Origin of the sequence: Sphaerospermopsis torques-reginae ITEP-024 (assembly GCF_019598945.1) — a bacterium.
Taxonomy (GTDB): Bacteria; Cyanobacteriota; Cyanobacteriia; order Cyanobacteriales; family Nostocaceae; genus Sphaerospermopsis.
On record NZ_CP080598.1, the window covers coordinates 1,574,992 to 1,597,134 of the forward strand.

Consider the following 22,143-nt stretch of genomic DNA (forward strand, 5'->3'; position numbering starts at 1 on the left):
GGAATAGGGAACAGACAGGAGTTTATGAATTATCAATTATCAATTATCAATTATCAATTAACCTTCATAATCCAATAAGATTTGTACCCAACGTGGGGGAGGGGGAATAGGATTTCCCAGACGATCCAAAAGTAACCATGCTACCAGATGTACCACAAACAAATAAATCAAGTTGTTGAATGCAATCAAAAGCATAGCGCCCACTTGAACAACAAACACACTTGGAGTTGCTAATATTTGCAGTTTCAGGAATATCCATTCAATAATTTCTGTCACCTGGTTAATCACATAAACCCACAAATCTTCACCAGATAAAACCGACAGTAACCACAGACGGAAAAACACACCCAAAGTACCCAGGAGCATACCTAAAGTAATTGACACAATCCAAGGTACACGACGATGCCAAGTTGCTCCTAACAGTACACCCATCAAACCAAAAGGCATCACGAATAACATACTGCGAACAGGTCCCATCAGCACCGCCAACAGTAAACCAGATGTTACCGCAGCCATCCAAGCAGCGCGTTTACCCCAGCGTAAATAAACTAGAGCAATGGGAACAGGGAAAAACATCCGTAAAACCGGACCCAAGGGAAAATAGAAATTAATAAACCAAATTAAACTAGAGGTACTGGCTAAAAATGCCGTTTCCACCATCCTCAAAGGAGCATCAACTTTAAGTTGGGGGCGCTTTAATTGTTGGTGTTGATCAGGCTGATTACCAGGAGTTAATGATTCAGGTGATGGATCTTCTCCCGGTTCATCTGGCAGAGAATCTAAAATACTCATATCATGTTTGTTTTAACACCTATCATATCTGTTTTGGCTGGTGATGGGTGATTGGTGATGGGTGATTGGTGATTGGTGATTGGTGATTGGTAATAAATAATCATCTATTCCCTATTCCCTATTCCCTATTCCCTCTTCCCTCTTCCCTACTAAATGATCATTTTTTCCAAAGCTACTACATCGGGGATACAGATGACATCTTGTTCCCGGATAATCAAGCCTTTTTTTTCTAACCTTGTCAGTATGCGTGTAACTGTTTCCCGTGCCAGTCCACTCAAACTGCTCAATTCTCGATGGGGTAAATTAGGAATTTCTGTACCTGTTTCTCCTATCTTACCCTGTCCCTCTGCTAAAAATAGCAAAGTATCTGCTACCCGTGATTGACTATCTGATTCTCGCAGACGCAAACGACGATTTACTTGTCTTAATCGTCGCGCCATTAATTGGGATAATCTCATTCCCGCTAAAGGTTCTGTTTGTAACAATTTGACAAAATCTTGAGCAGGCATACTGCCGATCATGGTTGGGGTAAGAGTGATGACATCAGTGGAACGGGGAACTTCATCTAGTGCCGCCATTTCTCCAAATAATTCCCCATGCCCAATAATGTTTAGTGTTACCTCTTTTCCTTCTAAATTGTATGTACGGATTTTTACCCATCCCTCTAAAATAAAATATACTGAACCACCCCAGTCATTTTCTAGCAGGATCACTTGGTTGGCTGGGTGGGTACGGGTAACAAGATTGGTGAGGGCTGTTTCTACAATAGATTGAGGCAACCCTTGAAAAAAGGGTGCTGAAGTGATCCAGTTTTTAGCGTATGTCTGCAAGCTATATCGGTATTCCATTAGGACATATTTATTTAAGCTGCTATGAACAGAACAAGTAAGATCGGTGTTTTGAGCCTTACCTATCAAATTATTACAGCCGCTTTCAAAGAGGAGACTAAACTATGTTACACAAGAAAACGACAATATAATTTTTTCTCAACAATTTTTACTTTCTCTTAGTATTTGCTGATTAAATACACCAGGCTGACCTCCCTGCCACCACTAAACCATCGAATTTTGATTTTACAGTTAACTTAACTCAAAATCTGGCGAACTACCTAAAAACAAAGCTAATCATCGGAATCAAGTTGCATCTCTGAGTGATTCATAACATAATTGCCGTCAGAAGTACGAGCAATAAATTTGGTCACTCAGTGCTTTTGTAAATTTAATCACCATAAACATCACAGTACATTTCTAGCTAAGGTAATTTAACGTGACTTCCCGTAAAGATGAAATTCACAAACTGATTGCAGATATTGACAACTTGCTTGCCAATAGTGGTAATCCCCTATCAAAACTGCTGTCTGGTCAGGGACAAGAAGAGAGAGATGTTTTACAGCGAGTGCGTGAGTTTCTTGTCAAAGTCAATGAAAGTGAGACACCAGAAGAAACTCCTGTGGAGCAATCACAGACACCACCACTGTCATCTTTGTTGGCGCGATATGTGGAGCAGGAGCATAACCAAGCTGCATCACAGTCTTATCAATCCCAACAGCCAGAGGCTAATTTTACAGCAGAACAATTAAAAGATGAAATTTCGGTTGTGCTTCAACCATTGCAAGCAGAATTATCAAGTCTGTTGCAAGAAAGAGCTTCTCTTGTCCAGGAAATTAGACAGCTAGAGCAAAAGCGACTGCAAAACTATTCCTTAACACAGCAGTTAGCCACCCAAGAGCAGATAATTAGCGAATTTCTGCAAGTGTTAGTCAGTCGTTTAGTGCCAAATTTAATTCCATATTTAACAAGAAATGCAGCTAATTCTTCTAGTTTGACTACAGGTGAAACTAAGCAAGAAGTCAGCAACTCTGCTATTCAACCTGTTGTGGAATCCGTCGAAAGGTTAGAAAGGTTAGCTAGTTTGGCCAAGGAGTTGGATCAACGTTTACTATCACTAGATGGAACTGTTAACGTTATCTTTGGGGCATTAGAGCGTAACATTAACACTTATTATCAGTCTTTATCCCAAGCACTGGCAAGAATGCACAGTCAGGGGTTGCAAGGTGAACAGTTGATGGCAAATTTTCTGAATAATTTGCATCAGATTTTACAAATACAATCTCCAGATGCTCCACCTTTAACCTTTGGGTTAGATTCTGCAACAGAAGTACAACCTGTTTCTTCTGTTGCTGAGGAATTAATTCAGGATACTATTGCGGCTCAAACACCAGAACCTGAGATTGTGGAAAATTTGGAAGCAGTGATTTCACAACTGACTGCACAACCAGCACCAGTTTCAGCAGTTGATAGTTTTATGAGTTCTAATATTAGTTCTGATGAATCTCCATCAGAGAATGGGGAGGAATTAATTCAGGATACTATTGCGGCTCAAACACCAGAACCTGAGATTGTGGAAAATTTGGAAGCAGTGCTGTTACAACTGACTGCACAACCAGCACCAGTTTCAGCATTTGATAGTTTTATGAGTTCTAATATTAGTTCTGATGAATCTCCATCAGAGAATGGGGAGGAATTAATTCAGGATATTGTGACTGCGGACATTCAAGAACCTGAGATTGTGGAGAATCTGGAGGCAGTGCTGTTACAACTGAGGTCAGATGAGATTTCAAGTTCAGTTGCTGCTTCTTTTACCACCCCTGATGAAACTCAGTCAGAGAGTATTGATGAAGTAGATGAACTGTATGCGAGTTTGTTTGGTGGTGCAGATAGGATTAAATCAACAGAATCGACTACAGAATCGACTACAGAATCTACTGCTGTGCCAGTGGTGACAAGTGAAGTAGATAACACTGCTGAGATTGGTGAAAGTATGTCAGCATCACCAATTATTCCAGAAGCACAAGAAGAAGCACAGGAAGAAGCACAAGAGCTTAATGTGCAGGTGTCGTCAGAGACTGTAGAGCAAGAGGATTTAAATCTTTTTGAGCAGAGTAACAATTTTCCACCTGAAAATGCGGCTATGGTTGTAGAAACTATAGAGCCAGCATCATCTGATTTATGGGAAAAATCCTTGTTGCCAGAGGATACGCAATCACAAGCTGAATTTGCCAGCACTCCTACATTACTGAACTTTCATCCAGATAGTAGTGATACAATCACAGTCCTGACGGACTTGCTAGTTGATGTCTTCGGTGAAGAACAAGTTACAGAAGCTTTAGCTGTTGATGATCATCCAGACACTACAGAACTAGAGACTCCCATAGTTAGCTCTCCTGTAGAAGAATCGACAGATACACAAAATTTAGCATCTGCTTATATTCTGGCTTCACCACAGGAAAATTTACTATCTCTAAATCATACGGATACAGAGACGCAAGGTATACCGAATATTGTTTTAGATGAAGCGCAGTTGCAGCAGTTGGATCGAGATTTAACCAATTTTGATTGGCGGTTAAATTCTGAATCGCAACAGACAACGAAAGTAGAAAGTTTGCAGGATTCGGTATCTGAAGGTCAGAATATTCTCCAGGATATCCTGGATACAGGAATGCAGTTGATGGAATCTCCTAGCAGCACAGCAACAGAAAATATCCCATTAGCTGCTGTTTCTAATTTGAATAGTCCGCAAACTGAAAAAAAAAAGGAAGTCACAAATTCTGCACCACAAGCTGCTTTGCTGGGCGATGACAAGTTAAGTGATAATTCTGTGTTGAGAGTCAACGACCCAAACTTTGTTTGGTATTTAGGAATTGATTTGGGTACAACTGGGATTTCCGCAGCGTTGTTGAATCGTTCGCAGTTGGTTGTGTATCCGATTTACTGGTCAACAGAAAATCCATCAGGTAATACTGCTTTTGAGCAATCTTTTCGTTTACCAGCAGAAGTTTATTTACCTACGGCTTCTATACCTCATTCAGACACGGAAAGCAGAGAAAATATAGAGCAGACAACACCTGCGGTGGTGTCACAGGATAAAACTCGCTCCACAACAGCACCGAAACAAAATCTTTACTCTGCTCATTTAAAGCCTTTTTTAGACATAGGGATTTCCTATAGAACTACGCAGCAAAAATGGGAACCTGTGTTGCAGTTAAATGAATTTTCCGCAGGTCCTTTGATTTGGGTGGTGCGATCGCTCTCTAAATTACTGTTAACTCTCAAATCGGATCAAACTAGTACAACTCCGGCTTTAATTCCTCATGCTGTGGGGATAGATACTCAAGTTTTCTCTGAGATTATGAATAATATTGCCGGTGTTGTTTGTAGTTGTCCTTCTAGTTGGTCTGAACAATATCGTTTTAATGTGCGGGAAGCAATATTGGCTAGTCAGCTTGTTTCCCATCCCCAAGAGATATTTTTTGTGGAGGAGGCGATCGCTAGTTTGCTGCCAGAACTTAATCCTAGCAATTCTCCTTCAGTACAGTTGCATGATCATCAAGGTTTGCGTCCTTTAAAAACCAGTGAAAATTTCCATGCGGGTACAACTCTGGCTCTAAATATTGGTGCTACTTCTACAGAGATGGCATTGGTTGATTTACCGGCAGATTTGAGCCAATTAACATACAGAGATTTTATGCTTCACAGTTTTGCCTATGCTGGTAAGGCTATGGAGCAGGATATTATTTGTCAGTTGCTACTACCACCAAAATCTCGTCAACTTCGTGGGAGGTCAAAAGTTAACAGTAGCATTTCTAGTAGTAATCCTTGGCATTGGCAACCCTCAATTCCTGGTTTAGACCAGATACAATGGTCTAGTTTGAGTTTGGAAGCGTTAGAACTACCACGAGTTGGAGAACCGGATCTACTTTCCCGCATCCGCTTACAGCAAAAGTTGGAAAGTTCTTTGTTGGGACAGGGATTGTTAGATGCTGCTCTGGCTCTGAAGCTGATTTTGCAACATCAAGAATCTTTCACTCTGGAGTTAGCAGATCAGTGCTGGGTATTGCAGCGACGAGATTTGGAAACTCAGGTTTTTGTCCCCTACATACGTCGTCTCAACCGGGAACTGAATAAATTATTAGTAGCTCGTGGTATTCCTACAGAAGCTGTTGATCAGGCGATTATTTCTGGTGGGGTAGCTGCCATTGCTACAGTCAACCGTTGGTTAAGACAAAAACTTCCCAATGCCAAAATTATTCAGGATTTATATCTGGGTGAAAATGGCGCTCCTAAATGCAGTCGGGTGGCTTATGGTTTGGCTACTTTACCTCTACATCCCCAGGTTTTAGAAATACCTAGACAACAGTATACAGATTACTTCTTGTTTTCGGAATTGCTGAAAATTTTACCGCATAGCTCAGGTGGTGAAACCATGCGTTCTCTATCTTTTGGTGAAATTCTGCAATTGTTTGAGAATCGTGGCATCAATACCCGCATTTGTCAACAGCGTTTGCTGGCTTTCTTGGAAGGTGAACTACCTGCTGGTTTAATACCTACTGTTGCTGCTGAAACCTTACCAGAACCGGATGATAAACATCTTTCAGGGCAAACATCTTTAAATTCTCTGTGGTTGGCAAAAACTTCTCAGGAAAATCCTGATTATCAGGCGATCGCCTCCGCACCATTGTTTCAAAAACAAGGAAATCTCACATATCGTCCCAATTCTCAACAACTTTTGTTGTTGCGTCGTTATTTGGATGCTATCAAAGCTAGTTCTTTACAATCACTAGAAGAACCTTTAGCGGTTAACTTTGTCTCAACTGTTAGCCAATAAATAGGGTTTGCTGAAAAAGTCTTTTTGTGGGAACAGGGAACAGGGAGGAAAATTTTAGATTTTAGATTTTAGATTTTAGATTGGAGATAACAAAAACAATCCAAAATCCAAAATCCAAAATCCAAAATTATATCATGTCCGGCTAATCGCTTACGATAAAAGAGGTGAGTGCAAAGATGACCAATGCCGAAACGAATTAGTGTAGCCACACATCTGAGTATTGAAGAGTTAGAAAAACGTTACCGTCAAGCTAAAGACGGGATAGAAAGCCGTCAGTACCAGATTATTTGGTTAGTAGCGCAAGGCAAAAAAACGGAAGAAATCGAGGAAATCACAGGCTACAGCAGAACATGGATGTACGCATTGGTAAAAAGATACAACGAGTTAGGGATCGAAGGATTAGGCGATCGTAGACAGTTAAACCAAGGTACACAGCCGCTAGTAGATGATATCCAGCAGGCACATTTATGGCAAGCGTTACAAGAAAAAGCACCAGATGGAGGATTATGGAATGGGAGAAAGGTAGCAGATTGGTTGAGTGAAGTCACAGGAACAAAGATAAGCAGACAGAGGGGATGGGAAATATTGCGGCAGATGACTTTCAGGCTCAGAGTACCCCGTCCGTCTCATACAAAAAGCGACCCTTTTGAACAACAAGCCTGGAAAAAAAAATTGCTACAGAAGTAGAACAACTGCAAACCAGCTACCCAGATGCGGAAATTCAGTTGTGGTGCGAAGATGAACATCGCTTGGGACTTAAACCAGTTTTACGACGAGTTTATGTACCAGAAGGAGAACAACCAATTGCTGATGTGAATTGGCGGTTTAAATGGCTATGGTTGTATGCTTTTGTACATCCTAAAACTGGAGAAACCTATTGGTGGATTCTTCCTTATGTGAACACAGAGCTATTCAATCAGGTTTTAGCCGATTTTGCTCAAGAATTTGGCTTAGGTGCTAATAAACGTATTCTTTTAGCCGTTGACCAAGCCGGATGGCATACCAGTAAGAGTTTACAGATTCCCGAAGGGCTGCATTTAACATTATTACCATCTCACTCACCTGAATTACAACCCGCAGAAAGGCTTTGGACTTTGGTGGACGAACCAATTGCTAATCAATCTTTTGAGACACTCGATGATTTAGAGGATGTCTTATTTCATCGGTGTCAATCTTTACTCCAACAGCCTGATTTAATTCGTGGTTTGACGGGTTTTCATTGGTGGTTGCAAACTGGCGCTTAATCGTAAGTCATTACCCGGACATGATATTATTCAATAATGGACAATTAACAATGAAAAATTGACAATTACCTCTCCCTTGAAGGGAGAGGTTTTAAGCCTTGAATGAAACAATTATCAATTATCAATTGTCAATTATCAATTATCCTTTAACACCGCTACCTGTATCTGTAGGGACAATAAACCTTTGTAAAAAGAGAAATAATAGCAAAACTGGAGCAATAGAAATTACAGATCCTGCTGCTACTAATCGCCAATCTAAAGAAAATGTACCTGCTAATTTAGCCACTCCCAAGGGTAAAGTATATAAACTTTCATCTTGGATAACAATTAAAGGCCATAAAAAGTCACTCCAAGCACCAATAAACACAAAAATAGCCAGAGTTATTAGTGCTGGTTTAATAGCGGGTAACATCACAAACCACCACAATCCTAACTCAGAACTGCCATCCATGCGGGCTGCTTCTTCTATTTCTTTAGGCACTCCCATAAAAGCTTGTCTTAATAAGAAAATCCCAAAAGCAGAAGCTAAACCGGGAAAAATCATTCCTAAATAACTATTTGTTAAACCTAACTGCACTGTCAAAATATATAAGGGAATCATGACTATTTGAAAGGGAATCATAATTGTGGAAACAATAGCAATAAAAATTCCGTTGCGTCCTACAAATGATAATCTGGCTAAAGGATAAGCAGCTAAAGAACAAAATAGCAAATTCAATACTACAGTCAAGAAAGACACGAAAATACTGTTATATAAATATTGCCCAAAGGGTAAAGATTGCCAAACACGAGTGAAGTTATTTAAAGTCGGTTGAAGGGGTAATAATTGTGGTGGAGATTGTAAAAGATTTTCTGTTGGTGATTTTAATGCTGTACTAATGAGCCATAATAAGGGAAAAAGGGTGAGGAGTGCGATCGCTGTCAATAATCCGTATATAATGAAAATTTGCCGATTTGATTTTTTGATGTTCATATTTTTTTCTCACTCAAAGACGCAAAGTAATAAGAATTATCTGTTATGCTGCTTTTGATATTGATTAAACTAACCGCAAAGTACGCAAAGTACACAAAGGAAGAAAAGAAGTCTTCTTTCCGTTTGAAGGTAGGAGTTCAGCTTTTGGTCTAAGCATATAAAGAATACCCTAAATATTGTACTTTTTCTGGTAATATGTTTGACGGTAGTAAGTGTGAGTTTTTGGGAGAAGCAACTATGATATCACCACCGCAACTATTAACAGATCCATTTTTACAACTACCAACAGAAAATTCTGTGCGAGTAGTTTGGTTTACTGAGTTTGCAGGTGCTAAACATTTGGTTGTTTACGGTGATCAACTTGATAGAAATTCAATTGCAAAAACCACTAAACTTAGTCGTGTTCGGGAAGATCAAGAATCAAGAGTAGCAGATCAAAAGGCAAATGGGCAAGTTTATCAACAACCTGTAAAAAGAGATATTTGGCGACATGAAGCTGAAGTTTCTGGTTTAACTCCTAATCTGCGAGTTCCTTATTATGTCACCAGTATACGAGAAGATGGGAAAAAGGTTAATAGTGAAGTTTTTACTCTTGCACCTACTCCAAAACCCGATACACCTTTAAAAATTCTCCTCACATCTGATCATCAATTAAAACCGATGACAGCAGCAAATTTACAAAAAGTGGTGGAAACTGTCGGGAAAGTTGACGGGGTATGGTTTGCAGGAGATTTAATTAATGTTCCAGATCGTGCTTCTGAATGGTTTGATGATAATCGCGGAAATGCTTTGTTTCCAGGTTTACAAGGTCGTGCTAATTATACAATGGAATCTCATGATGGTGTCAAGGTTACTTACACTGGTGGTAAAATTATTCAAAATGCCCCTATGTTTCCTTGTATTGGTAATCATGAAGTCATGGGAAGATATCAGAGAACAAAGAGTTTAAATGATGAATTTAATGATACTATTCCCCGTGAAGTTGCCGAAAATTTGTATGGTGTAAAATCTGTAAAAGATAATTCTTTTAATACTATCACTTACGAGGAAATTTTTACTTTACCGCAAACTAAATCAGGTGGAAAAACCTATTACACTGTTACTTTTGGTGATGTCCGTTTGGTGGTTTTGTATATTACAAATATGTGGCGACATCCTCAATTAAATTCCGAGAGGAAAGGTAAATATATAGAACCAGAAAAGGATTTTGATCATCCTGAAAATTGGGGTTATGGACAGTTAATTTATGAACCTATTTTTCAAGGAAGTGATCAATATAATTGGTTGCAGGAAGAATTAAAAAGTCCTGAATTTAAACAAGCAAAATATAAAGTAGTCATGTTTCATCATCCTCCTCATACTTTGGGTGATAATATTGTTCCAGCTTACACTAATCCTGTGCAAATTATTGAAAAAGATCAAACAGGAAATATTAAATCTGTAAATTACGAATATCCCAAAAATGCAGATTATATTATTCAGGATGTGATTCCTTTATTAGAAGCTGCTAAAGTGCAGTTAGTATTTTATGGACATTCCCATTTATGGAATAGGTTTGTTAGTGAAAGTGGAATGCACTTTTTAGAAACTTCTAATGTTGGTAATTCCTATGGTGCTGCTTGGGGTGAAAGAAAGCGAGATATTCCCGTCAATTATCCAGAAAATGATTATACCAGAATTGGTGATCCTAATGGTTTAGAACCAGTTATACCAAATATTTCGCCATTATTAGGAGAAGATGGTAAACCTTTACCTTATATTGCAAGTAATGAGATTACAGTTTTCAGCATTTTCGACACGGGAACAGGTACTATTAGCAGTTATCGCTTTAATACCAAAAAACCTGATTCGCAAGTTGTGAAATTTGATGAATTTGTGATTGGTAATGGGTAATTGGTAATTGGTAATTGGTAATTGGTAATTGGTAATGGATAAAAAACTATTCCCTATTCCCTATTCCCTATTCCCTATATTAGATAAAATTTCTTGCGCTCTTTTGATATTATTACTGACAGAATTAGCTGAAGTTTGTAAAGCTGCTTTTTCTGTATCGTTGAGAGTCAATTCTAAAATACTTTCTACTCCACCACATCCCAAACGACAAGGAACACCAATCACTACATCATTTAAACCATATTCACCTTGTAAATAAGCTGCAACTGGTAATAAGCGAGACTGATTTAATAAAATAGATTCTATCATCAAAGAAGTGGCAGAGGCAGGAGCAAAAAACGCGCCGCCTGTGTGCATTAATTCCACAATTTCTGCGCCACCGTTGCGGGTTCTTTGTACTAAACCTTCAATTTTTTCTGCATCTAATAATTCTGTAATCGGAATACCATTAACAGTAGCATAACGGGCTAAAGGAACCATTAAATCACCGTGACTACCTAAAACCATTGCTTTGACATCAGCAGGTAAAACCCCTAATTCTAAAGCAATGAAAGTTTCAAATCTTGCTGAGTCTAAAACTCCAGCCATTCCCATGATTTGATTTCTGGGTAAACCTGTAACTTGCCAAGTTAAATAAGTCATCACATCCAAAGGATTTGTGACGACAATAAAAATAGCATGGGGAGAATAAGCGATCGCATTTTTTGCCGCTTCAACCACAATTTTGGCATTGATTTTTAGCAAATCATCCCGACTCATTCCCGGTTTACGGGGAAAACCAGCGGTGATGACTACAATATTAGAATTAGCGGTATCTGCATAATTATTAGTACCGCTAATTTGCCGATTATGTAATTCTAATCCCCTCGCTTCTAGCAAATCTAAAGCTAAACCTTGGGGCATTCCTTCGACAATATCTAACAATACTACATCAGCTAAATTTTTCTCTGCAATGCGTTGGGCTAAAGTGCTACCAACTCTACCCGCACCCACAATAGTCACACGGGGAGATTTACAGGAAACAGTAGAAGAAAGTAAATAAGACATAAGCAATATTTTCTTGACAATTGCAATTCCTGACTAATAGTAGAGTAGATTAGTAAATATTAATATCCACTGAAGTTAGAAATTAAATTTCTAATTTAATTGGGAGCATCCCAATTTGGAAAAAATCACCGCAGCAAAACCAAAAAATCTCTTAAACTCTCTTACCTTTGTGTCCTTTGCACCCTTTGCGGTTCAATCATATCCAGTTCCTTGGATTATTTTATTTCCTTGGATAGAAATAAATTTACAAATTTGGGAAACTCCCAATTATTTAGTCATCTTTAGATGACTTGAGCTATTAGCAAGGAACTTAAGTTCCTTGCGGGAATTGTACACTAAAGCACAACCTTTGTTATGCAAACTCTTCCAATTGTTCTAATTTTAACCAAATATTGGGAGTTGGTACTTTTCCGAACTTCACCAAAGCATAATCACCTTTAATATCTACTATTTCCCCTGGACTATCAAATAAATAGGAGGGAAAGCGAGTATCACTAGCTTTTGCTTCTACACTATTTTCCAACTTTTCGCGCACAGCACGAACCATATTTCCTTTTTTTACAGCCATGAGTTCCTCTGACGATTCATCAACGCTTTTACTAAAAATTTTATCTTGTGGGAAGATACAAAGGCAGATTTTCTTGAGCTAAAAAGATCAGAAACCCAAATACACGCGATGTATTAAATACTTAAACAATACGGTTGACAATTGTCCACACTTCTCCATCAGAACGGACATGAGGAACTGAGATAGTTTTAAATCCGGTAATAAAGGGTTTGTAGTAAACTTGCCAATACATGGGGCTAAGTTCATCAGCACAGGCTTTGAGCAGTTTAATTTCTTCTGCTAGTTCTTGTGCGAGTTCATTTACCCTTTGGGCGTGAATTTCGGCAACTTTTTTGGCTGCTTCTAATTCTTGTTGTTTTTGAGAGAGACGTTTAGAAAAAGTTAGTGAACTATTTAACTGTGCTTGTTTTTGTTGTTTTTGTTGTTCTAAAAAGGCGATCGCATCATCAATACCTTTTAATTCTGCCGCAATTTCGGGATTTTCCCTAGCTTGCCGGCGATAAGCTTCTACTATTGCCAAGGTTGTGTTATTTTCACTGGATGCTATATGATTTTGGGTTAATACTGCCCTTTCTCTGAGGAGAGCTTGAATTTGTGAGTTTAGTTCATTGATTTCTGCTTGAATTTTATTCATATATATAATGATGAAAGAATACAATGCGATCGCACAACAGCTTACTTATCGGCTGAAAATATAATAATTGGAAAAATATCAATCAAACGGAGTGGCAACTTGGGAGAGAGATTTTCGTCAAAAAGTAATTTCATACAGATAATGGCACAGTCATAAATCGTCGCTCGCGGTCAGCAGCATAAGCGATGCACGCTTTAAAATCTTCCCGTGTTAGATCGGGAAAATCTTCCAGAATCTCTGCTTCTGTCATATCAGAGGCTAGGTACTCAAGCACTTCATAAACCGTTATCCGCAAACCGCGCACACAAGGCTTACCACCGCGTTTATTTGGTTCAATCGTGATGTAATCTCGGTAATTCATAAATAATTAATTAGTTGGATAAAATTAAATTCCTTTCCTCAACCTAACCAAAAACAGCGATTACCCTACGGCTATGGGGTAACTTAATCATATATAAATAATTATACCCCATCTGCAATACAATTACAAGATCGCACTTATTTTGCAAATACCCCAGTTTCAATAATCGCTTTACACAGTTTATCAATTACTGGCACAGAAACACTATTACCGATTAATTTCATCCATCTTGATCTTGACTCTGGTAATTTAAAATGTTTGGGAAAACCCTGTATTAAACAAGCTTCGCTTTGAGTAATTTTTCTAAATTCTTGTTTTCTATAAACTTCCTCGATGAATTTTTGTTTAAAATCATGATGATTTTGGGCAGAAATGGTTTTTAAAGTGATAAAATCATTAGTATCACTTGCCACTAATGTAGGAAAAATATCAGAACTTGGTAAAAATATCCGATTTACACCAAATAATCCTGTACTTATTTTAGTTTTTTTAAAATCATAACGAATTTCTGTACATTCAATAATATTTTTGGCTTTAAGAGATGCAATAACTTTCATAATTGGAATCTTTTTGATTTTCAATTCCTTTTGTTTTTTCAAATTATCAACAATGATTTCTTGATTGTTTTTCAATGACAGTATAAATTCTTCATCCTTTGTTAAATCATTAATATGATACTGCTTAACAATAAAACGATACTCTTCAACCTTTAATATTTCTAATTTGATCAATTCATCAATTTCAGATTGTGTAATTGACGGATCTAGACTTTGGAAATGTGCTAATGACAATGGGTTTCCATCTAATTCACCATAATTACTTTTTCTTCTGTTTTTCAGTAATAATAAACAAATATCTTTCTGTCTTTGAGTAGTATCAATAATATCCCAAGAATGTATAGTTGTATGACCATTTCTCAGATCATTAAACAAAAAGTAATCATTGAATCCGTTTGTTGTTGAAAGACTCATACTTTTAGATTCAACAACATTTCCCAATAAGTCTCTTTGAATGATTTTACTTTCTTGTTTGTTTTCTGTTTGAGGCGAATTAATACCTAAAATATCACCTAACTTGAGCTTATTTTCTAGAGGTTTGGGTAATACAAACTTTTGGAAATATGCCTTTTCCTTAAAGCCAATGATATATACTCGAATCCTATTTTGTGGTACACCATAATCAAAAGAGTTAATTACAAAATAGTTAGCATAATATCCAGCTTGCTCAATTCTTTTTAAGACATAAGATAAAGCATTTTGATTGCGAGGATCAACCAAACCTTTAACATTTTCAAAAATAAATACCTTGGGTTGAGATTGTTCCAGTAAATAAATTGTATCATTCCATAACTGACCTCGATCATCATTAAAACCTAAATTTTTACCAGCAATAGACCAACTTTGACAAGGAACACCAGCAGTTAAAAAATCGTGAGGTGGTAATTGTTTGATTTTGGTAATATCTCCCAAATTCAAACTAGGTGAAACTTGAAAATTTTCACAATATGTATTAATTGCATCCTGATTTATTTCACTAAACCCTATACAATCACCACCATTATTACTTAATCCAATTTTAAACCCACCAATTCCCGCAAAAAGATCAATAAAAGTAAACCTTCCATTTTGCATTCTAGATATTTGATATTAATGAAATTCACGACTTACAAAAAATATCTCTCAAACCCCCTTTCCTTCTTGTTCTTCGTGTCTTCGTGGTTCATTTCTCCCGTAAATCGTGGGTAAATTCTGTTATTGATAAATTAAGAATTACGAATTATAAAATCACCGCCCCTTGTATATCAATAGGGAGCGATCGCGCATTAGCAATAATTCCTGCCTGTTTCCAAGCATTAGCCATTGCTGTGGCTACACCAGAACTATGTAGATAATCTGTTAAAGCTAAAAGCGTCGGACCAGCACCACTAATAACCATCCCATAAGCGCCAGCAGCTATAGCAGCAGCTTCCACAGCATCATAACCAGGAATTAAAGCTTTACGATAGGGTTGATGTAATTTATCTTGCAAAGCCGCCCTTAACCATTCTTCCCGACTCGTTGCCAAAGCCCGCAATAATAAACCCAAATGAGCAGCATTAAAAATCGCATCAGCCCGACTTATTTCCGTAGGTAAAACCTTACGTGCTTCCGAAGTGGATAACTCAAAATCAGGAATTGCCACCACAGGTATAATATCTCTGTGCCAAGTCAGATCACAAATTTCCCAACCATTACTGCCAGTAGCAGCTAAACGACATCCACCCAAAAAAGCGGGTACAACATTATCAGGATGTCCTTCCATAGCGATCGCCAATTCCATTACCTGCACATCAGACAACGGCGAACCCGCTAACGCATTACCAGCAACCAACCCACCCACAATAGCAGTAGCAGAACTTCCCAAACCCCGCGCCAAAGGTACACCCAACTTAATCTCTATTTTCACAGCAGGCGGAGTTTCTTGGATATGCTCATATAACTTCACAAAAGCCTGATAAAGCAGATTACTTTCATCAGTTTGCACCTTTTTGGCTTCTGTACCAGAAACTTGAATCACCAAACCGCCCAGATTGCGAGTAAACTTAAATTGATTGTGCAGTTGTAAAGCCGCACCGATGCAGTCAAAACCAGGACCCAAATTAGCAGTAGTAGCAGGAACTTGAACAGTAACAGTAGAAATAGTAGACATTTGCCGATATTTATTAATCAATAAAATAGCATCTCATGGAAAGGAATAATCTAACACTAAAACTGACATTTTAGACAGCGATCGCTTGGAATAAACACAAACTCACTGGAATTGCAATCACGACGTACCATAACCCGATGAAAAAAACCACGTCTATGGATAAAATCAAGCAATTGGAAAGCAGAGTTAATGACATATCAAGCGGTTGCAATACAGTTTATAAAGAAGGAATATATTCCACTTTTTACTACAAGATTATACCTCTAAACAAAGATCCAAATTTGGGACGTAAGGACATCATAGAAATTCTCAACATTGCAGACACCGCAGAAAAAGAGCTAGATAGCAAAGATACATTGTAAACAATTCAAAATTGAAGACAGGAAAATTATGCAAAAAAGTAAAGTCTTGGGAATTGTATGTATTCCCTTGCTGCTAGTAGAGGCAGTCTTTATACCTGCTGCTCATGGGTTGGATGCAAGAAAGCTATACCAGCTATGTTCTCGCTTTCCCCTCAATTCCCAATGTCAGGGTTACGAAACCCCTATAGCTTTGGATGATCGAGCCGGAAAAATAGGTGATTGTATCTTTAAAAATAATGAGGTAGAAAGCCGAGGACTTTGTAAGATTACTGTCAATGATACAGGCATTACCATCTACCAAGAAACTGGCAAAGAACTGGAAATTATTAACGATAAAAAATCTACTCGTACCGTAAACATAACCCCGACTAGCGTGGGTAGAATTCAATATCGTGAAGATGAAAAAGATAATACAGAGGCAAAGGTTGTCAACACTATCCTATTTGGAGTTGCTGGGTTGCTACTCACTCCTAACAAAAAAGTATCAGAAATTGAGATTGATTATATATCAACTACTCCCCAAGATACCAGCCAAGAAAAAAGTGAGAACTCTTTAAGGCTATTTGTTGAGCGAGAAACTGGTAGAGAACTGCGATCGCAGTTAGAAAAAATCACTGGTCGTCAAGCAGAAATTCCATAAACTAAACTTTGAGCCGAAAAATTAACGGCAAAAGAAATTTACTAGCAACTAATACATATCTATCATGAGCAACATTAACAACGTCTTGTGGGCGCAGCAATTTGGCGGCACATCACCTGATACTGGCTGGAACATCGCGGCCGATACTTCAGGTAATACCTATGTAACAGGAGCTTTCAAAGGTACAGCTACCTTTGGTAATACTACCCTCACCCACACAGGTTTGGGTTCTAGCGATGCCTTCATCGCCAAATTAGACAGCAATAAAAACGTCTTGTGGGCGCAAAAATTGGTTGGAGCATCGTCTGCTCAAGGCTTTGGCATCACTGTCGATGAGTCTGGTAACAGCTACGCCACAGGGTTTTTCACAGGTACAGCCACCTTTGGCAACACTACCCTCACCAGTGCAGGCAATGAGGATGCCTTCATTACTAAGCTCAACAGTAGTGGCAAATTTCTCTGGGCGCAAAAATTGGGTGGTACGTCATCTGACTCTGGGTACAGCATCACTACCGATGGCGTAGGCAACACTTATGTTACTGGCGTACTAAATACAATAAGTTCACCTGGAAATATTAACGCACCCACAAATACCTATACGAGCGATGATGCTTTCATCACTAAACTAGACAACAAGGGTAACATCCTCTGGACAAAAAACTTGGGTGGTGCTTTTTTAGCTGATAGAGGTATTGGCATTACCTCTGACATAACAGGTAACACCTATGCCACAGGATTTTTCTCAGGTACTACCACCTTTGGTAATATCAGCCTCTCCAGTGTAGGAAATGAAGATGGTTTCATCACTAAGCTTGACACCAGTGGAAACTTCCTGTGGGCGCAAAGATTGGGAGGTACTTTGTCTGATGGAGGTGTTGGCATTACCTCTGATGAAGCAGGGAACATTTACGTAACGGGAATCTTTCGAGACACTGCCAGCTTTGGCAGCGCCACCCTTACTAGTGCAGGTGATGAGGATGCATTTGTCGCCAAGTTTGACAATAATGGTAAAGCTCTGTGGGCAAAGAATTTGGGCAGTACCGGGGTTGATGAAGGTTTAGGAATCGTCACTGATGGACTGGGTAATGTATATGTTACAGGGGTTTTCAGTGGCACTGCCAGCTTTGGTAGCACCACCCTCAGCAGTACAGGTGATGCTGATGCCTTCATTGCCAAGCTTGACAGCAATGGTAATGTCCTATCGGCTCAGAAATTTGGCAGTACATCCCTCGACCTCGGTATTGGCATCGCCAGCGACAGCAAGGGTAACATCTACGCTACGGGAGGCTTTGGGAATACTGCCACCTTTGGTAATACCAGCCTCACCAGTGCTGGCAGCATAGATGCCTTTATTGTCAAGCTTGGGGATGAAGTAGGGGAAACACAAATCACTCTAATACCTAATAATACTGACAGCGTATTCAATCTTAACGGTGCTGCAACCCCTATACAGTTTCTCCTCAAAAGTGCCAGTCCTAGTGTTGTCAACGAAATTGGACTATTTACTGTAGACGATGATCAAGGAACTATAGACGGTATTGCGCCCAACGATTCTAATTACACTCAAGCGGTGCTGTCACGTTCTCGCAGTATTTTCTCAACTTTAGGAAATTCGCCCAACGGATTTGATACTAACCTCACCCGGACTCTAGACCTCGATGCTGGTATTCGCTTCCGCCTCCTATTAGTACAAAACGGCACTCTCGATGGTTTAAGGAATGGTACAGTACCACTGTCACAATTGTTGCTATCCTCTCCTGCCTCCTTGCAAGTTTCTGACGTAGGTAACAGCACCTTTGACCTGCGTTTTGAAGATAGCGGTAGTGGTCAGTTCAATGATGCAGTGGTGCAAATGCAACTGGGAACAGAAGCTGACAAACCTATAGGTACTAATCTACAAGACCAGCAGGAAGGTGAGGTACTTGACTTACGTGGGCTAACAGATACGCAAACGGCAACATTTACGGTCAACCGTGAGGCAGCATATAACAACTTTGTCGGGTTCTTTCGTGTAGCTGATGCCAACGGTAGTATTGATATCAACGGTGACGGTATAGGGGATTTGCTACCCGGACAAACAGGTTATGGAGAAGTTGCGGTAAAGAACCGTGTCGGTGGTATTAACCTGAGTGTGGGAAACCAAGGTCAAGCAAGCTTTACGGGTCAGTTTGAGGGTGGCTCAATATTTGCGCCGTTTCTCATTGTCAATGGCACACCAGACCAATTTCTTGATAGCAACCCCAATAATAACCCCGCCATTTACTTCCCGTATCTTGGTGCAAATTCGGACAAAGTAGACCATGTGCGGATGTTAGGCAACAATGTCTTCGGATTTGAGGACTTGCCCAATGGTGGTGATAAAGATTTCAATGATATCATCGTTAGCGTCAAGTTCAACTGATTTCTGGCTCTCAATACTATGACTTTGAGTAATAGAGAAGCTTTTAATTATTGTGCGGAGATTTGTGAAATTTCCGCTTCATAAATAATTCTTGAACTACATTCAATAGGTTAAATTATGTGGACTAAACTTATCCGAAGATTGTCTCTATTTTGCGTTGCTCTATTTTTCACTATTGCACTTTCTCTCAATCATGCTGGCGCACAAACACCTCTTTTCAGCAATCAATAATCGAAAATGTCCTGAATGTGAAAAATTTACGCTCAACAGGAATTCTACAATATTAGTTGCTGCAACGACTAGCAGTACAGGAAAGAAAAGAGTAACCCACCACTGTACAAACTGCTCATACCATAACGAGTATGAAGAAGTAATTCCAGTAATTAGTGAAAGTAGTGGTGGCGGCGGCGGCGGTTAATTCGTAACCCACATTTCACAGAAAAACACTCACAAATTGCTTTCCTAGATATCAAAATTGATATAAAAAAAGGGGTAATCAAATTTAAGATTACTCTTTCTTTTATCAATGTTTTTGACTAGATATCAAGAGAGCGATCGCCGATTACAAATTTTGTCACACTCTCAATAGAAATAAGTAAGTAGGCTTAATTAACTGTTAGATAGTGGAACAGGCTTCTAGCCTGTTGACGGGCTGTCTGGCCCATCCCACATCTTATATTTAATTGCAACTAGCTACTGACTTGATAACCTCAAGTTCAGATTATATCTGATATCTCAAGATCAGATGAGTTAGCTAATTTCACTTAAATTTAATGCTTCACTATAAAAAATACCCACTACCAATATAGTAAAAGTAGTGGGATTAATTTATGATCAAAAATTTTCTATTTTGTTGAGTAAACAATAAAAAACTTAATTTCGTTCCCAAGATTAGGTTTATTCAACAGTTGCCAAAACCGAGTTCACCTCAACCTCAGCAATTTTGGGAGTTAAGAAACCTGCATAGATACCGGGTTTAGTTTGGGAAATCACAGTGTAAGATTGACGAACATGAGCATTTACAGCCACAGTCTTAGCATCGTACATCTGCATAGCCACTTTAGGATAGAAACCAATACCGATAATCAGAACTAGAAAACAGGCTGCAATAAACACTTCACGGGGTCTAGCATCAGTGTACAGTGATTGACCAGGTAATAAACAATCAGTCCCAAAGCAAGCAGTACCTTCATCTTCCAGATTTTCCGTACCTGCATTATTGATATCACAAATCAAAGCCGCATCCTTACCATAGAAAACCTGACGCAGCATAGAAAGCAGATAAATAGGAGTGAGGATAACACCCACAGCAGCGAGGAAAACAGTCACAGTGCAGAAAGTGGAACTATAAACATCGCTAGTTGTCACACCGACAAACACCGAGAGTTCACCCACAAAACCACTCATACCGGGTAAAGCTAAAGATGCCATTGCACCTATAGTAAACAATGCAAACACCACAGGCATCGCTTGACCGATACCACCCATATCTTTCATCACCATTGTATGGGTGCGGTCATAGGTGACACCTGCTAGGAAGAATAACACTGAGGCGATTAAACCATGTGATATCATTTGCAACATAGCTCCATTCATCCCTAAATCGGTGAAGGAAGCTAAACCTAGCAGCACAAAACCCATGTGAGAGATAGAGGAAAATGCCAAACGCCGTTTCATGTTAGTTTGGGCAAAGGAGTTTAACGCACCATAGATAATATTGACAACACCGAGAATAGCTAAAACTGGTGCAAAGTAAATATGAGCATCGGGTAGAAGTTCCATATTGAGGCGAATTAAACCATAACCGCCCATTTTCAGTAACACACCTGCCAAAATCATAGACACAGGGGAAGATGCTTCACCGTGGGCATCGGGCAACCACGTATGTAAGGGGAAAATCGCCAACTTCACCCCAAAGGCAACAAACAAACCTGCATAAAGCAGTAATTGTAAACCGAGAGGATAACTTTTAGTAGCTAAGTCACTGATATCAAAACTGAGAACACCGTCACCTTGTAAACCCATTGCTAGGGCGGCTACTAAGATAAATATAGAAGCGGCTGCGGTATATAGTATAAATTTGGTTGCGGCGTAGCGTCGTTTTTGACCACCCCAAATGGAAACTAATAGATATACGGGGAGAAGTTCTACTTCCCACATAATGAAAAATAACATTAGGTCTTTAGCGACAAACACCCCTATTTGTGCCGCATATAGCACCAACATTAAAAAGTAAAATAGGCGTGGTCTGCGGTCAACTTGCCAAGCGGAAAATATAGAAAGGGTGGTGACAAAACCTGCTAAAAGTACCAAAGGCGCAGAAATACCATCAACTGCAACAGACCAGTTGAGTCCCAGGGTGGGCATCCAGGCGTAATTTTCTATTAGTTGAAAACTCGCATCAGCAGGATTGTAATGTGTCCAGAAAGCATAGCACATTAACGCAAAGTCAGCGATACCTACACCCAAAGCATACCACCGGACAAGTTTACCGTCTTTATCAGGTAGGACAGGAATCAAAAAGGATGCCAGGAGGGGTAGGAGGATAATCGCGGTCAGCCAGGGAAATTGTTCCGCCATCATGTCAATAGAGAAAAATACTTATTTGTGTAATGAAGATATTGTACTGGACTTTGTAACAATTTCTTTATAAATTTTTACCTTTGGTTGGTATAGAGAGAATAAATACTTAGAAAATTCCTATGCTAAGGATTGATGAGGGTATATCTATGTGATAATATTTATGTATGTTATGATTTGCGATCGCACCATTAAATTATTAAATTAAATTAAATCTATTAAATCCATGACAGAGATTCAATTAGTAACAGAAAGTCTTTTTGTTGGCTTCCACACCAGCCCAGAAATGATAGCGT

General features: G+C 39.0%; 16 protein-coding genes and 1 pseudogene. 7 read left to right on the forward strand and 10 right to left on the reverse strand.

The features are described 5' to 3' along the window. Positions 1 to 57 precede the first annotated feature (57 nt). On the reverse strand, positions 58 to 792 hold the full coding sequence (locus K2F26_RS07190; protein ID WP_220610920.1) for a DUF2232 domain-containing protein: 735 nt from the start codon (positions 790 to 792) through the stop codon (positions 58 to 60). 149 nt (positions 793 to 941) lie between these two features. Next, complete coding sequence (locus tag K2F26_RS07195) at positions 942 to 1,640, reverse strand: Crp/Fnr family transcriptional regulator (protein ID WP_220610921.1); 699 nt, start codon at positions 1,638 to 1,640, stop codon at positions 942 to 944. A 418-nt stretch (positions 1,641 to 2,058) separates the two neighbouring features. Between K2F26_RS07195 and K2F26_RS07200 the strand changes: the two genes are divergently transcribed. Both K2F26_RS07200 and K2F26_RS07205 read left to right on the forward strand, forming a co-directional pair. After that, complete coding sequence (locus tag K2F26_RS07200; protein WP_220610922.1) at positions 2,059 to 6,456, forward strand: hypothetical protein; 4,398 nt, start codon at positions 2,059 to 2,061, stop codon at positions 6,454 to 6,456. 183 nt (positions 6,457 to 6,639) lie between these two features. After that, a pseudogene (locus K2F26_RS07205) lies at positions 6,640 to 7,700 on the forward strand (IS630 family transposase). A gap of 139 nt (positions 7,701 to 7,839) precedes the next feature. Here K2F26_RS07205 and K2F26_RS07210 read toward each other — a convergent pair. Continuing rightward, positions 7,840 to 8,673, reverse strand: a complete 834-nt coding sequence (locus K2F26_RS07210) for a carbohydrate ABC transporter permease (RefSeq protein ID WP_220610923.1) — start codon at positions 8,671 to 8,673, stop codon at positions 7,840 to 7,842. Positions 8,674 to 8,910: 237 nt separating this feature from the next. Here K2F26_RS07210 and K2F26_RS07215 point away from each other — a divergent pair, with 237 nt between their 5' ends. Continuing rightward, positions 8,911 to 10,566, forward strand: a complete 1,656-nt coding sequence (locus K2F26_RS07215; RefSeq protein WP_220610924.1) for a metallophosphoesterase family protein — start codon at positions 8,911 to 8,913, stop codon at positions 10,564 to 10,566. Positions 10,567 to 10,626: 60 nt separating this feature from the next. Here K2F26_RS07215 and mdh read toward each other — a convergent pair whose 3' ends face one another. Beyond that, positions 10,627 to 11,613 carry a malate dehydrogenase gene (gene mdh, locus K2F26_RS07220; RefSeq protein ID WP_220610925.1) on the reverse strand — a complete coding sequence of 329 codons (987 nt, stop codon included), beginning with the start codon at positions 11,611 to 11,613 and terminating at the stop codon, positions 10,627 to 10,629. Positions 11,614 to 11,728: 115 nt separating this feature from the next. Between mdh and K2F26_RS07225 the strand changes: the two genes are divergently transcribed. Then, positions 11,729 to 11,902 carry a hypothetical protein gene (locus K2F26_RS07225; protein WP_220610926.1) on the forward strand — a complete coding sequence of 58 codons (174 nt, stop codon included), beginning with the start codon at positions 11,729 to 11,731 and terminating at the stop codon, positions 11,900 to 11,902. Between the two features lie 63 nt (positions 11,903 to 11,965). Here K2F26_RS07225 and K2F26_RS07230 read toward each other — a convergent pair whose 3' ends face one another. The 5 genes from K2F26_RS07230 to thrB form a co-directional block, all read right to left on the reverse strand. Then, complete coding sequence (locus tag K2F26_RS07230) at positions 11,966 to 12,181, reverse strand: NAD(P)H-quinone oxidoreductase subunit O (RefSeq protein ID WP_096572168.1); 216 nt, start codon at positions 12,179 to 12,181, stop codon at positions 11,966 to 11,968. A gap of 121 nt (positions 12,182 to 12,302) precedes the next feature. Further along, positions 12,303 to 12,815 (reverse strand): hypothetical protein, encoded by a 513-nt coding sequence (locus K2F26_RS07235; protein ID WP_220610927.1) that lies wholly within the window; start codon positions 12,813 to 12,815, stop codon positions 12,303 to 12,305. 130 nt (positions 12,816 to 12,945) lie between these two features. Beyond that, positions 12,946 to 13,176: a DUF433 domain-containing protein gene (locus K2F26_RS07240; protein WP_220610928.1), complete on the reverse strand. Its 231-nt coding sequence runs from the start codon at positions 13,174 to 13,176 to the stop codon at positions 12,946 to 12,948. 137 nt (positions 13,177 to 13,313) lie between these two features. After that, positions 13,314 to 14,807: a DNA (cytosine-5-)-methyltransferase gene (dcm, locus tag K2F26_RS07245; RefSeq protein ID WP_220610929.1), complete on the reverse strand. Its 1,494-nt coding sequence runs from the start codon at positions 14,805 to 14,807 to the stop codon at positions 13,314 to 13,316. Positions 14,808 to 14,952: 145 nt separating this feature from the next. Next, a complete protein-coding gene (thrB, locus tag K2F26_RS07250; protein WP_220610930.1) occupies positions 14,953 to 15,864 on the reverse strand; it encodes a homoserine kinase in 912 nt (303 codons plus the stop codon). Between the two features lie 137 nt (positions 15,865 to 16,001). Between thrB and K2F26_RS07255 the strand changes: the two genes are divergently transcribed. The 3 genes from K2F26_RS07255 (at position 16,002) to K2F26_RS07265 (ending at position 19,267) form a co-directional block, all read left to right on the forward strand. Beyond that, positions 16,002 to 16,226, forward strand: a complete 225-nt coding sequence (locus K2F26_RS07255; RefSeq protein WP_220610931.1) for a hypothetical protein — start codon at positions 16,002 to 16,004, stop codon at positions 16,224 to 16,226. Between the two features lie 28 nt (positions 16,227 to 16,254). Beyond that, a complete protein-coding gene (locus K2F26_RS07260) occupies positions 16,255 to 16,866 on the forward strand; it encodes a hypothetical protein (protein ID WP_220610932.1) in 612 nt (203 codons plus the stop codon). 85 nt (positions 16,867 to 16,951) lie between these two features. Next, entirely contained in the window at positions 16,952 to 19,267 is a 2,316-nt protein-coding gene (locus K2F26_RS07265) for an SBBP repeat-containing protein (RefSeq protein ID WP_220610933.1), read from the forward strand. Positions 19,268 to 20,164: 897 nt separating this feature from the next. Here K2F26_RS07265 and K2F26_RS07270 read toward each other — a convergent pair. Beyond that, complete coding sequence (locus tag K2F26_RS07270) at positions 20,165 to 21,850, reverse strand: NAD(P)H-quinone oxidoreductase subunit 4 (RefSeq protein WP_220610934.1); 1,686 nt, start codon at positions 21,848 to 21,850, stop codon at positions 20,165 to 20,167. Positions 21,851 to 22,143 lie beyond the last annotated feature (293 nt).